We start from the raw sequence: 13,528 nt of genomic DNA on the forward strand, positions 1-13,528 counted from the left end.
TGCCGTCGGTCTCCGTGCGAGGGCCGACGAATCAGGTTACCGGCGAGTGGCCGACGGTCGAACCCCCGACCCATTGCTTCGCAGCGACAAAAACGGTCAGTCTGCTTGCAGTACGAGCCTCGGCCCTGGTGTCGACAAAGGCACGCTGTCGCGCTGGAGCATCCAGCTCGCGATGTTGTGGAAGAGCGGTGCGGCCGACTGGCCGCCCGATCCGTCCGCGCTGCGCGATGGGGCGTCGAGCATGATTCCGATCACGTAGCGAGGATCGTCCGCCGGCGCGATGCCGGCGAAGGTGATCCAGTAATTCGAGTTGGAGTAGCACTTGCAGGCCGGATCCACTTGCTGCGCGGTTCCGGTCTTGCCACTGATCTGGTAGCCCGGGATTCCAGCGCCGACGCCGGTTCCCCGCTGGTTGCCGGTGTCGTCCTGGGTGACGGAACGAAACATGTCGCGCACGGTCGACGCCGTCTGCGGGCTGACCACGTAGACACCTTCGGGCTGCTGCGTCTCGGTCTTGTTGCCGTCGGGATCGACGGTGGACTTGACTATGCGGGGAGGTATACGGGTTCCGTCGTTGGCAATCGCCTGGTACATCGCCGTCATCTGCAGCAAAGTCATCGACAGGCCCTGACCGATCGGGAGGTTGGCGAACGTGCCACCCGACCACTGGTCGCGGCTCGGAACACTGCCGGCACTCTCACCGGGCAGCCCGACATCGCTGCGCTGTCCGAGCCCGAACCGGGACAGCATGTCCGCGTACCGATCCTCGCCTACGCGCTGCGCGAGCATCAACGTTCCTACGTTGGACGACTTTCCGAACACTCCGGTCGAGGTGTAGGGCACGACGCCGTGCTCCCAGGCGTCTTTCACCGACACACCCGACATGAAGATGTTCCCCGGTACCTGCAGAACTTCGTCGGGGGTCGTGAGGCCGTATTCGATCGCTGCGGCGGCGGTGATGATCTTGTTGACCGAGCCAGGCTCGAACGGTGTGGAGACGGCCAGGTTGCCCATCTCCTTGTTCCTGTCGTTGTTGCCGACACCGATTCCCGGGTTGAACGTGTTGTCGTTGGACATCGCCAACACTTCACCGGTGTGTGCATCCTGTACGAATGCAGAGGCATTCTTGGCGCCGGAGAGATCCTTCGCCAGCTGTACCTGCTGCTGTACGTAGTACTGGAGGTCCGCGTCGATGGTCAGTTCCACGCCGGAGCCGTTGACGGCGGTCTGCTTGTCTCGCCAGCTGCCTGGGATGACGGCGCCGTCCGATCCCCGGTCGTAGGTCTGTGATCCGTCGGTTCCGGCAAGCGTCGAATCCAGAGAGTCCTCCAAGCCGAGTAGCCCGTGTCCGTCCCAACCGGTGGCGCCGACGATGTTCGCGGCGAGCGATCCACCCGGGTACTCACGGATGTCCTGACGCTCCAGTCCGACTTCCTCGAATTTCTCGCTGATCTCGGTGGCGACCGTCGAATCGACACCCCGGACGAGGTACGCGAACGTCTCGTTGCTCTTCAATTTGGCAAGGATGTCTTTTTCGTTCGCGATGTCGCCCAGTTCGTCATGGATGCCGGCCGCGATCTCGGCGAGCCTGTCGTCCGTCGCCGGCTTGCTCGGATCCTTCGTGCGGGCGTCGTCCAGCTCTTGACGGACTCGAATCGGTTGAAAGGTGAGAGCTTTCGCTTCCATGGTGAATGCAATCGGTTTGCCGTTGCGATCCATGATCGATCCACGCGAAGCCGGGTCGACGAGCGTCGTCGTTCGTTGCGACGCCGCTTCGGCGGACAAACGGTGGCCGTCGATACCCATGATCCACAACAACTGCAAGGCCACGACGGCGAGGACCCCGAACATGACGATGCGCCCGAATCCGTTACGGAATACGAACGACGACGCGTCGAACCGACTACGCGAGGACGGGCGTGCGGGGTGCCTACCTGCGGCATGCGAGGACGCCGGACGCCGACCCGGGGCTGTAGATCGAGGGTTGGATGCGTTACGCGACAACGATGTACGACGAGACGCTCCGGGGGCCGGCCGTGTCACTGCTGGCTACCCGAAGGACTTGCCGACGGGATGCTCATGGGAACCAATTGTTCACCGAGCGCGGCGGTTGCCGCGTTATTCGACGCGTTCGGCGTGGCGGAAGTGACTGGTGGGGCCGAAGTGGGCGGAACCACCGATGCTGCACTCGCCCGGCTCGGCGCGGAAGTCTGATTGCGCGGTTGCAACGAATTCCTGGACTCCGAGTTCAACGACTGAGAAGTCCCCTGTGTCTCAGCGGGATCCAACGGAGCAACCGGATTTCCCTGCGCAGGTGCAGGGGTACCGACGATCTGTATTGCGCCGTCTGCACCGACTACGATTCTTGCGGCGTTAGCGGCCGGGATCATGCCCTGCTCCGCAGCTTTTCGCGCCAATTCGGGCGCCGAGTCGGCCAACTCCACGTCCCGCTGCAACGATGCCCGCTCCTGGACCAGACGCTCGTTCTGCGCTTTCGCGTCACTGAGCGCGTACGAGTCACCCGCCGATCTCGTCGTGAGCAACAGAGTGAGCCCAAGCCCCAGAGTCAGTAAACCGATGATGAGAGATACGAACGGAATTTTGGCAGCGATTGCTGTGGTGGACATAGCCGAACGGGCAGTCGTGCGAGCGCTCGGAGACTCTCCGCCATGAGTCGTCGCCCGTTGCTGGCGGCGCTCGTAGGCTTTGGCCGCCGCTCCCGACCGTCCCGAACCCGGAGCAGATCCCGTTGCCCGAGGGCGACGCATCGTACGTGGCGAACTCGAGGCAATAGTCATGCCGATCTCCTCGCGATTCGCTCGGCCGCGCGCAATCGCACCGGTGCCGAACGCGGGTTTTCTTCGATTTCGTCTTCGGACGCCCGTTCGGCGCCTTTGGTCAACAGTCGGAACTCGGGTCCCATGCCGGGAAGTTCGACCGGTAGGCCTTCTGGGCTTCTCGACTTGACCCGCGGTGCAAGTTCCTTCTTCACCACTCGGTCCTCGAGCGACTGGTACGACATGAACACCACCCGCCCACCGACGGCAAGGGCATCGAGACCTGCTGGGACGGCTGATTCGAGAGAATCGAGTTCGCCGTTGACCTCCACCCGCAGCGCCTGGAAAGTCCGCTTCGCCGGGTGACCGCCGGTACGACGAGTTGCCGCCGGAATCGATGCGTACAGAAGTTCGACCAAGGCGGCACTCGTGGTGAACGGCGTGGTCTCTCTGCGACGCACGACGGCCGAGGCAATCCGTCCGGCGAAACGTTCTTCACCGTAGGTGCTGAGTACCCGAGCGATGTCACCGTGTGAGTAGGTGTTGAGTATGTCGGCGGCGGTGAGGCCGACCGTGGGATTCATGCGCATGTCGAGTGGCGCGTCGACCGAGTAGGCAAATCCACGATCCGCTTCGTCGAGCTGCATCGACGAGACGCCGAGATCGAACAGAATTGCATGTACCGATTCCGTCTGATTCAGCCCGGCCTCGTCCAACGCCTCGGCGATCCCGTCATAGGTGGTGTGCACGAACGTGGTTCGGTCCGAGAACTCGGCCAAACGTGCACTCGCACGTGACAGTGCGTCGGGGTCGCGATCGAGGCCGATGAGGTGAAGCGTGGGGTACGACCGCAGGAAATGCTCCGCGTGTCCGCCGAGACCGAGGGTTGCGTCGATCATCACCGGCGTTGCGCCTTGGGCAGCAGCGGCAATCAGTGCCGGACCGAGAAGCTCGTCTGCGCGATCGAGGCGTACCGGAATATGCCGCGGTTCAGATCCGACGACGTCGCCGGTGTGCTCCGACTTATTCGCCGGGACTGGCGATTTCGATTCGCCTTCCACAATGATTCCTCCCGGTCGTACCTCTGCGCGACAGAATTCGTGCGCAAGTAGAAAATTGGTGGTGGCGAATGCCTCGAGGTCCCTGTCCGATAGGAACCTGGCGTTGGGGAAGAACGTCAGGGTCCTGATCTTCGAAACCTGGCGTTGGGGAAGAACGTCAGGGTTCTGATCGGGCAGAGGCCTCGCGGCACTCGGCTGTTGACCGAAAGCGGTTACAAAATTCCTTCCAAGGACTCGTCGACAGCATCCGAGAAGCTCTGTTCGCTCTCGGAGGAGTAACGAGCCCATGCGTCTTCGTTCCAGATCTCGATGAACTCGATCGATCCGTTGACGACGACATTGCGTTCCAGATCTGCATACCGTCGGTGATCGGGACTGAGAGTGATCCGTCCCTGACCGTCGAGTTTCTGCTCGTCTGTTCCTGCACCCAATTGGCGAATGTAGGAGCGCGCCACCGGGTTGGACCGCGAAGCCTCGGTCAGCTTCCTGACCTTTTCCGCAAAGGCCTCTCGGGTGTAGATGGCGAGGCTGTGATCTTGACCTTTGCTCACCATCACTCCGTCCTCCAATGCCTCACGGAACTTCGCCGGCAACGTGAGCCGACCCTTGTCGTCGAGCTTGGGCGTGTAGGTACCGAGGAACACTCAGCACCTCCCACTCTCGCCGCTGCCACCACTTTACCCCACTTTGCTCCACTTTCAATCCCCGCAGGCGTAAAAGATTGGGATGTACCCCAAAAAAGCCAGGTCAGCGTAGTGGTTCATTGTGGGGATGTTTTTCTAGACACTACCGAGTGGCGATACGACCTGCCGCCACCGCTCCGCCGACGGCGCGCAAAAGGCCAGGTTGAGTACATGCAAGACACCGGCGCGGCACCCGGGACGATGATGGTGGGTGAAAGTGGGGATCGGTGTGAATGAGCCTTGTGGCGGTGGAGGAAAGTGGGGGCGTGGCCCGATTCAGTGTCTCGGCGGCTGCGTAGAACCCGCCGACGCGAACTGCGGGCGCGGGTCGACGCACACAAAAGCGGCGCCTACCCGAAGGTAGGCGCCGCTCTCATGATCTTGGGTGAAAGATTCTCCGTACTCGTCGTCGGGTGTGGTGTCACGCCAGACGAACGCGGTGGGTCACTCCTGCTCGAATCGCCGCCTGAAGCGGTCCTCCATTCGAGAGGTGAAGCCCCCGCCCTTCTTACCGGGCTTGGGTTGTCGACCCGAGGCTTTGGGCCCGGACGTACTACCGGGTGCGGCTTCGCTCTCCGGCGCGGGCGCGCCCTTGCGAGGACCACCGAGTAGAAACAACACGCCTGCGCCAAACATGAAGGCGAAGCCGACAAGACTGATGACCGGAAAGCCGGCGGGCTTGAACGGCAGCGCCAGCCCGGCTACGAGCAAGACAAGCCCCAATACGAACAATGCTGCCGCTTGGAAGCGTCGCTTGCTCGATGCCGTACGCATACGGCCGCTTCTCACGTGAGATGCGAACTTGGGATCCTCGGCGTAGAGAGCGCTCTCGATCTGATCGAGCATGCGCTGCTCGTGCTCGGAGAGTGGCACGGTACCTCCCCCTGCACTGATATTGAAAGTCATTTCGGTTGCGAAACGACGGGAAGCTGACCTTGGCGGCTACCTGCCACTGATAATACGAGCAGATTGGGCTGCTTACCACCTACTCGGCCGATGTGTTCCTGAGAATGTCCGAAGTTTCCCTGCACAGCGGTCCAGGAGGGCCCCGGAACCCGACATGGCGGACACGCCCCGGAAGGTCATTTCGGCACTGAAGTCGTCCTCACCGAACTCGACAAGGGCGTCGAGCACGTTGATCACGCCGACATCGACCGCGGATACAGCGTCACTCGGTCGAGCCTCGATTCGGCGCCGATGAAGTCCTCGACGACGTGGAGAAACCGACCGACCTCGCGGTAGAACTCGTCTGCCGCAATCACATCGAGGGGTCTGGAAACTCCGGCCTGCAGCGCAGCCCTCGTTGCGGAGTATCCGGCGAAGTACTCGGCCCACGATTCGAGCTCGGGTGCCGCCTTCGCAAGAAGAACCCAAGCACTCCTCGACCGCGCGCGCGACGGGGAGATCGGTGCGACCTCCAGAATCGCAGCCGCCCCACGCAACGCGGCCATGTAGCAGTCGAGGAACTGATCGGACACGCTCTCGGCGCCGACGGAACCGGACAGCAGAGCATCCGCACGGCCCAGTAGAACGCGGGCACGCGGCGAAACCGGCGGACGTACATCGCCGCGGAGAACTTTCGTGGCCATACTCGAACACCTCCCGTTGCATTCGCCGTTCGGTACCGCAGATCCGACACGCTCGGACGTCGACGACGATCTAAGGTCGGAATCCGGCGAGCCCCGCTTCCCTCGGGGTCTTCGCCGGATCACCGACATCGAACATCCGTTCGACATATTCAATATAGCTGTGCACACCGACAAGTAGTCAAGGAAAGGTTGAGAACAGTCGCTACCGACGCGGAAACGACCCCGTACCTGGTCGACCTGTCCGCCCAGGAGATTCGCCGACGGTTACCCGAGGCCCTGGCGATCTACGTCGACGCCATGGGGTACCCGCAGGGCACCGAGTACCACCGGGCCCCCATGTGGGCCGAACACGTTCTCCGTCCCGGCTGGCGGGGCGTCGGTGCAGTCCTACCCACCGAGGGATCACCTCTGGTCGCGGTCGCTTACGGGTATCGAGGCGCTCGCCACCAGTGGTGGCACCAGCAGGTAAGGGAAGGCCTGCGCCGCTCGGGAAGAGACGTCGACCACATCGATTCGGTGCTCGCCGACTACTTCGAACTGACCGAACTGCATGTCTCCCCCAAAGCCCAAGGCCACGGGCTCGGTACCGCGCTCACCCGTCGTCTGCTCGACGGCACCCCCGAGAGCACCGTGCTTCTGTCCACACCCGAGGTCGACCGCGAGGACAACAGAGCGTGGCGCCTGTATCGCAGACTCGGATTCGAGGACGTCCTTCGCAATTTCACCTTCGCCGGTGATCGACGACCGTTCGCCGTCCTCGGTCGCTCATTGCCCTTCGAGCCGGCCTCGACCAGCGCACTTCCCAACGACCTATAGCCTGATGAAGTGATCGACGTTGTGGTTGTCGGCTCCGGCCACAACGCCCTGACTTCAGCCTGCTACCTCGCTGGGGCCGGATTGTCGGTCGAAGTCCTCGAGAAGGATTCGATCGTGGGCGGCGGGGTCTCCTCCACGGACCGATTCCCCGGGCACCGCGTCGACCGCGGGTCTTCCGCCCACATCATGGTCCGACACACAGGGGTCATCGAAGAACTCGGATTGGCCGAACACGGATTGCGATACGTCGAATGTGACCCATGGGCGTTCGCGCCAGGCGCCCCGGCGACCGACGAGCCCGCCATTGTGTTCCACCGCGATCTCGAGGCCACCGTCGAATCGATCGCGCATGCGTGCGGCACCGCCGACGCGCGCGCCTACCGGCGATTCGTCGACATCTGGGGACCGCGAAGCGCTCGGACGATGCGCGCGTTCTCGTCGCCACCGACCGGCGGCTCGCTACTCCGCTCCTTCTGGGGACTCGGCGCCCCCGACGGAGCCAGTGCACTCTCACGCGAGTTCCTCACCACAGGTGACGCTCTTCTGGACGAAATGTTCGAATCCGAAAGACTCAAGGCCGCACTGGCGTGGTTCGGGGCACAGTCCGGCCCGCCGATGTCCGAGCCGGGCACCGCACCGATGGTCGGATTTGCCGCTCTGATGCACACCCTTCCACCCGGGCGAGCCGTCGGCGGTAGCGGCGCTTTGACCGAGGCCCTCGTTTCGAAACTTGTCGCCGACGGAGGCAAGGTCACGGCGGGCGACGGCGTCGAGTCGCTGACCCGGAATGGAGAGTCGTGGTCCACGCGTACCGAGTCGGGACGGATGGTTCGCAGCGCGATGGTCATCGCGGGGTGTCACATCCTGACCACGCTCGACCTGCTGGAGGCCGGCGGACACGACGGGAAACAGATCGATCGCTGGCGTCGAGGCATCCGTGTCGGCCCTGGACTGGGGATGGCTGTTCGACTGGCGACCTCGGCACTCCCCCGATATTCGAGTATTCGGACACCGGAATTCGCGACGTCGGGTTTGCAGCTTCTGGTTCGCGACCGTGCGCAGTTGCGGCGCGCACACGGGAACGCCCTGGCCGGTGAGCTTCCCCCCACCCCAGCAGTTCTCGGCATGTCGTTCACAGCCATCGAACCGAGCGTCGCCCCGGCAGGCGAACACCAGATCTCACTGTGGTCGCAATGGCACCCGCACACTCTCGCCGACGGACGACGCTGGCGCACAGCCGATTCGGAGGTCCATGCCGCCGACCTCGCCGAATCCGAAGCAGACCGCGTGGTCGACCAGCTCGAGACCTACTCACCCGGCTTCCGGTCCTCGATTCTGCACCGGCACGTCCAGTCGCCGGTCGACATCGAACGTGAACTGGGAATGATCGGCGGCAACATCATGCACGTCGAGATGTCCTTGGATCAGATGATGATGTGGCGGCCGATACCGCCGCTGGCCCAGCATCGTGTCCCCGGCGCACCGGGTCTGTATCTGACTGGGGCCTCCACACATCCGGGCGGCGGAGTGTCGGCGGCGAGCGGGCGAAGCGCCGCGAAGATCGCGACAGCCGACTTCTCGGCGGGGCCCATCCGTCGATGGTTGGGAGCGAAGCTGCGATGAACAAGGTCATCGGGATCCTCGCCGGATGCGCGATTGCCGCGCAGATCGTGTACCCACTCGTCTCTGGATCGGTTCGTGATGCAGTCACTGTCGCGGTGGTCGTTCTGCTCACGGTGACAGCCCTTGTCCACGCTGGGTACTCGCGAGGGGCGCTGTGGGCAACGATTCTGTTCCTCACCACCGCGGGCATCGGCCTCCTCGCCGAAATGGTGGGAACCGCCACCGGTTATCCGTTCGGCAGCTACTTCTATGCCGCCGACCGTCTCGGACCTGACGTCGTCGGAGTCCCTGCGATCGTTCCGTTGGCGTGGACTGCCGGGTTCTACCCGGTGTGGTGCATGGTCACCTACCTGGTGAACAGGACCGGAGGGTCACCCGCCGCGGGGTCTCGTCGTCGGATCGTTGCAACGGCAATCGGCATGGTCGGATGGGATCTGTATCTCGATACCCAGATGGTGACCGACGGACAATGGACGTGGACCTCGTCGTTCCCCGGATTGCCCGGCCTCCCGTCGATTCCGTTCACCAACTATCTCGGTTGGTTCCTGGTTGCACTGCTCATGGCCACGGTCATCGAAGTCACGAGTCACCGGATTCGAGCGCCGCGGGCGGGCGTGTCCGACGCCGTACCCGGCCTGCTGTTCTTCTGGACCTGGCTCGGATCGGCTCTAGCCCATGCTGTCCTTCTGACCGGACCCGAACTCCGATTCTCGGCTGTCTACGGCTTTGTCACCATGGGCGTGATCGGCGTACCCGTGATCTGGGTCTGGACGCGTCAATTCAGACGAAGTTCGGCGACCCCACTCTCCTGAGCACCACCTCCACGCCGCCACCGCGTGCCGTCTGGCACGATGTCGCTGTGCAGTCGACATCCCGTGAAGGCAAGTCCCGTAATCGCCGCAAACTTCTGTCCGCCCTCGCGCTGGCGTTGTTTCTGGCTCCTTTGCTGACCGGGTGCCTCAGGGCTCAGGTATCGATGGGTGTGTCCGCGGACGACCGAGTCTCGGGACAGATCGTCGCGGCAACAATCCCCACCTCCGAGGCCGACACGGGTCCGATGCTGACCGCGCCGTCCTCGCTCGCGAACAAAATCCGCATATCCGAGTATCGGCAGGACGGGTACGTGGGCAGCGAAGCTCGGTTCAGTGATCTGTCCTTCGGCGACGTGCAGACCCTCGGGTCGATGTCCGAGCAGGCAACGGGGAGCTACCAATTGGTGTTGCAGCGATCGGGCGACACGGTGACGCTCGACGGCAAGGCAGATTTGCAGTCGGTCCCTGTCCAAGGGACCGATGTCCAGTTCACCATCGCTTTTCCGGCCCGCATCGGTACGACCAACGGCACCCGCGACGGCGACAACATCATCACGTGGAAACTCCCTGCGGGAGAAGTGACGTCCATGCGCGCCGAGGTGAGCTACCCGGACCCGAACACGCGTAGTTTCGCCGGCTGGGCCGGAATCGTCGGGGGCGTCACAGTCGGCGTGGCGGCGATCGTCGGTGCAATGGCATGGGTAACGCGCAATCCCCCGATCCGGCGCCGCGAAACTGCTGCGTGATCGAGAACTCCGTTTCGTTCCGGCGAATCGTCGCGGCTGGCAGTGTGCTGTCCGGCCTCGCCGCAGCGGCGACCATCGTGAATGCGGCAACGATGCGCGCGCTCGTCCGCCCGCAGGACGACATCGACGATCCCGTGGTCGTGTGCATTCCGGCCAGAGACGAAGTCGCTACACTCCCCGACCTCTTGCGCGACCTTCGAGCCCAGACTCACTGCCGCTCACTACGAGTGCTCGTTCTGGACGACGGTTCCGTCGACGGAACCGCGGACGCCGCGATGTCCGTGGTCGGATCCGACCGGAGGTTCACGATCGAGCGGTCGACGGCGGCGCCTCCGGCTGGGTGGACGGGTAAGGCCGCCGCGTGCCATGTACTCGCCGAACTGGCGTGTGCACAGCCAGTCCGGTTCATCGCTTTCGTCGACGCCGACGTGCGACTCGACACGGGCGCCATCGCCGCGGCAGTGTCCGAGGTTCGTTCCAGCGGAGCCTCACTGGTCAGTCCCTGGCCCCGGCAGGAGGCCAACACCCTCGCCGAAGCGTTGGTCCAACCTTTGCTGAGATTTTCCTGGATGTCGACGCTTCCGGTGCGCGTAGCCAACGCGTCGTACATGCCGTCGACGGTGGTGGCGTGCGGCCAGTTCCTGATGTTCGATGCCGACGCCTATCGCTCGATCGGAGGACATCGCAGCGTCTTCGGCAGCCCGACCGAGGATCTCGACATCGCTCGGGTTCTCCGCCGCCGCGGCCACCGGACAGCCGTGGTGTCCGGTGGCGGATTGGTTCGCTGCCGCATGTACGACGGGTGGGCCGATGTCCGAGAGGGATACACCCGCTGGCTGTGGAGCGCGTTCGGTGGTCCCGCTGGATCCGTCGCGGTTCTGAGCGCCGTTTCGGTGGCCTACCTCGCGCCGCCCGTCGCCGCAGTCGTCGGTTCGGGCCGGACCCGGATGTGGGGAGCAGCCGGATATGCAGCTGCGGTCCTGGCACGTGCGGTGTCCGCGCGTGCAGATTCGGGACCGGAGACCTCGGTGTCGAGAACGCTGGCCGTATCGAGCGCCCACCCGGTCTCCGCACTGATTTACGCAGCGCTCACAGTCGATTCTCTCCGTCGACGTCGCAACGGAACGACCAGGTGGAAGGGCAGGTCACTCGTCGCGGCCTGAGACGCCGCGCTCCGTTGGATCTCGGTATGGGTGGATCGACGCCTAGTCAGACCCTCGCCGGGCACAGACCGAGGTTGGTCAGCACTTCCCGGGTGGCGCGAGAGAAGTTGAGGGTGATGAAGTGGAGCGCGGGAGCGCCCTCTGCGATCAACCGCTCACCGATGTTCGTCGCCAATTCGATGCCTACCTCGCGCACCGCCGCGCGATCTTCTTCTTGACCTGTTCCGGCGGCTGCAGTGAATCGGTCGTCGAGCGCCTTGGGTAGTGCCGAACCCGACAGTGCAAGCGCACGTCGAACGGTTCCCAGAGATGTGATCGGCATGATCTCGGGAATGATCGGCTTGGCCCCCTGTTCGGGGTCGAAGGCTACGACGCGGTCTCGCAGACGCAGGTAGTCGTCGACGTCGAAGAACATCTGCGTGATGGAGTACTCGGCGCCTGCCCGGAGCTTGTCGACAAGAACACGAGTGTCCTGTTCCAGATCGAGCGCACGATAGTGGCCCTCTGGAAACGATGCGACTCCGACGTGGAAATCGCCGAGCTCACGAACGAGGCTGACCAGTTCCTCGGCGTACTCGACGCCCTCGGGATGCTTTTCCCAATCTCCGAGTGGGTCCCCTGGCGGATCGCCCCGCAAAACCAAGATGTTGGAGATGCCGCGGTCCGCGTAGGCGCCCACCATCGATCGGAGTTCGTCGACACTGTGCGAGACGGCTGTGAGGTGAGCCACAGGAAGCAGAGTCGTCTCCTCGGCGATCTGCCCGGTGACGCGCACTGTTCGATCCCGAGTGGACCCGCCGGCTCCGTACGTCATCGACACGAATGCTGGGCGCATCTGCTCGAATTCGCGTACTGCGCGCCACAGCCTGGCCTCGGCGGCCTCGTCGCGAGGCGGCGAGAACTCGACCGAGAACGGGATCGAACTCGTCGAGTCCGAGCGCAGATTATCGACAATCGACGGAGTTCGAGTGGTCCACCCGTCGCTCGACCGCCCCCTGACGGAATCAAATGTCACAGCGTCATCATAGATTCCTCGGCATCACTCACTGACGACAGGCCAACGCTCGACGAGCGACTCGGCACGAGCCAGCTAGTGTTGAACTGCACTTCGGCCCACTCGGATCGACTGGAGGATCTCCTGTCCGGCAAACTGACCACGCCCAGAACCGAATACTCGCCGGACGGCGCGCCGACAGTTCGTACGCTCGTCGAATCGGCACTGACCACATTCTTCGAGTCACGAAGTGAACAAGTTGCTGCTGTGGGCGGTGGATACACCTCGGCCGTGCGCGACCTCACCACGTTCGTATTGCGCGGGGGAAAGCGCATCCGGCCCGCGTTCGCGTGGACCGCATGGCTCGGCGCCGGCGGCAACCCGAACGGCGACGACGCGGCTGCCGTGATCCGCGCGTGCGCATCTCTCGAGCTCGTGCAGGCGTGCGCTCTCATCCACGACGACATAATCGACGCGTCGATCACCCGTCGCGGATTTCCGACGGTTCACATCGGCCTCGCCGACCGTCACCGTGACGCAGGATGGTCGGGTTCCTCCGCTCGCTTCGGCGAGTCGGCCGCCATTCTGCTCGGCGATCTCGCACTGTGCTGGGCCGACGACATGCTGCGCGAGTCCGGAATCGACGGCACGACCGCGGCGCGCGTATCGCCCGTGTGGTCCGCGATGCGAACCGAGGTGCTCGGTGGCCAGCTCCTCGACATCGAGGCCGAAGCGGGCCTCGACGAGTCGGTGGACGCTGCCATGAGGGTCAACCGGTACAAGACGGCCGCGTACACGGTGGAACGGCCGTTGCAGATCGGCGCCGTTCTCGCCGACGCTCCGCCGCAGCTGGTGTCCGACTTGCGGTCCTTCGGTACCGATATCGGACTCGCTTTTCAACTCCGGGACGACCTGCTCGGCGTGTTCGGGGACCCAGAAGTGACGGGCAAACCGTCGGGAGACGACATCCGCGAGGGCAAACGGACAGTGTTGATGGCCGTCGCGATGGCACGGGCGGACGAGGTCGATCCGCCGTCGGCATCCCTGCTCCGACAGAGCCTCGGCGACGAGCAACAGTCGGAGGACCGCATCGAAGCAGTTCGAACCGCGTTGACCGAGTTGGGCGCCGTCGCCGATGTCGAGCAGCGCATCTCCCACCTCACCGAGCGAGCACTGGCCACTCTCGACGCCAGTACTGTCGAAGCAAAGGCCGCCGAGCAGCTTCGTGGAATGGCCATCGCCGCAACCCAGCGATCGTACTGAG

13 protein-coding genes are annotated in these 13,528 nt (G+C 63.9%); 6 read left to right on the plus strand and 7 right to left on the minus strand.

What is annotated here, in order from left to right:
* Positions 1-96 precede the first annotated feature (96 nt).
* From D8W71_RS18750 to D8W71_RS18775, 6 genes are all read right to left on the minus strand, one after another.
* Positions 97-2,004 carry a peptidoglycan D,D-transpeptidase FtsI family protein gene (locus D8W71_RS18750; RefSeq protein WP_153275442.1) on the minus strand — a complete coding sequence of 636 codons (1,908 nt, stop codon included), beginning with the start codon at positions 2,002-2,004 and terminating at the stop codon, positions 97-99.
* Between the two features lie 35 nt (positions 2,005-2,039).
* Entirely contained in the window at positions 2,040-2,627 is a 588-nt protein-coding gene (locus tag D8W71_RS18755) for a hypothetical protein (RefSeq protein WP_121115541.1), read from the minus strand.
* A 167-nt stretch (positions 2,628-2,794) separates the two neighbouring features.
* Positions 2,795-3,757, minus strand: coding sequence for a 16S rRNA (cytosine(1402)-N(4))-methyltransferase RsmH (gene rsmH, locus D8W71_RS18760; RefSeq protein ID WP_121119533.1), 963 nt, complete (start codon positions 3,755-3,757; stop codon positions 2,795-2,797).
* 293 nt (positions 3,758-4,050) lie between these two features.
* Positions 4,051-4,482 (minus strand): division/cell wall cluster transcriptional repressor MraZ, encoded by a 432-nt coding sequence (gene mraZ, locus D8W71_RS18765; RefSeq protein ID WP_121115543.1) that lies wholly within the window; start codon positions 4,480-4,482, stop codon positions 4,051-4,053.
* A gap of 483 nt (positions 4,483-4,965) precedes the next feature.
* Complete coding sequence (locus D8W71_RS18770) at positions 4,966-5,394, minus strand: DUF3040 domain-containing protein (protein WP_121115545.1); 429 nt, start codon at positions 5,392-5,394, stop codon at positions 4,966-4,968.
* Between the two features lie 266 nt (positions 5,395-5,660).
* The gene (locus tag D8W71_RS18775; RefSeq protein WP_121115547.1) at positions 5,661-6,110 is read right to left on the minus strand and encodes an SAV_6107 family HEPN domain-containing protein; all 450 of its coding nucleotides are present in this window, start codon (positions 6,108-6,110) and stop codon (positions 5,661-5,663) included.
* Positions 6,111-6,299: 189 nt separating this feature from the next.
* On the opposite strand from D8W71_RS18775, the gene D8W71_RS18780 reads away from it, so the two are divergent.
* Genes D8W71_RS18780 through D8W71_RS18800 form a run of 5 tightly spaced genes read left to right on the plus strand, consistent with a single transcriptional unit; the run spans position 6,300 to position 11,270 of the window.
* Positions 6,300-6,926: a GNAT family N-acetyltransferase gene (locus D8W71_RS18780; protein ID WP_121115549.1), complete on the plus strand. Its 627-nt coding sequence runs from the start codon at positions 6,300-6,302 to the stop codon at positions 6,924-6,926.
* 9 nt (positions 6,927-6,935) lie between these two features.
* Complete coding sequence (locus tag D8W71_RS18785; protein WP_121115551.1) at positions 6,936-8,549, plus strand: phytoene desaturase family protein; 1,614 nt, start codon at positions 6,936-6,938, stop codon at positions 8,547-8,549.
* Positions 8,546-9,361 (plus strand): carotenoid biosynthesis protein, encoded by an 816-nt coding sequence (locus D8W71_RS18790; protein WP_201265128.1) that lies wholly within the window; start codon positions 8,546-8,548, stop codon positions 9,359-9,361. The genes D8W71_RS18785 and D8W71_RS18790 overlap by 4 nt, the downstream gene beginning before the upstream one ends.
* A gap of 47 nt (positions 9,362-9,408) precedes the next feature.
* Positions 9,409-10,107 (plus strand): LppM family (lipo)protein, encoded by a 699-nt coding sequence (locus D8W71_RS18795; RefSeq protein WP_121115555.1) that lies wholly within the window; start codon positions 9,409-9,411, stop codon positions 10,105-10,107.
* The gene (locus D8W71_RS18800; RefSeq protein WP_121115557.1) at positions 10,059-11,270 is read left to right on the plus strand and encodes a glycosyltransferase; all 1,212 of its coding nucleotides are present in this window, start codon (positions 10,059-10,061) and stop codon (positions 11,268-11,270) included. Before D8W71_RS18795 ends, D8W71_RS18800 begins: the two co-directional genes overlap by 49 nt.
* A gap of 46 nt (positions 11,271-11,316) precedes the next feature.
* Here D8W71_RS18800 and D8W71_RS18805 read toward each other — a convergent pair whose 3' ends face one another.
* Entirely contained in the window at positions 11,317-12,285 is a 969-nt protein-coding gene (locus D8W71_RS18805; protein ID WP_201265129.1) for a methylenetetrahydrofolate reductase, read from the minus strand.
* Between the two features lie 135 nt (positions 12,286-12,420).
* On the opposite strand from D8W71_RS18805, the gene D8W71_RS18810 reads away from it, so the two are divergent.
* A complete protein-coding gene (locus tag D8W71_RS18810) occupies positions 12,421-13,527 on the plus strand; it encodes a polyprenyl synthetase family protein (RefSeq protein WP_236078081.1) in 1,107 nt (368 codons plus the stop codon).
* The last annotated feature ends 1 nt before the right edge of the window (position 13,528 follow it).

This window comes from Rhodococcus sp. P1Y, from assembly GCF_003641205.1.
Lineage (GTDB): Bacteria > Actinomycetota > Actinomycetes > Mycobacteriales > Mycobacteriaceae > Rhodococcoides.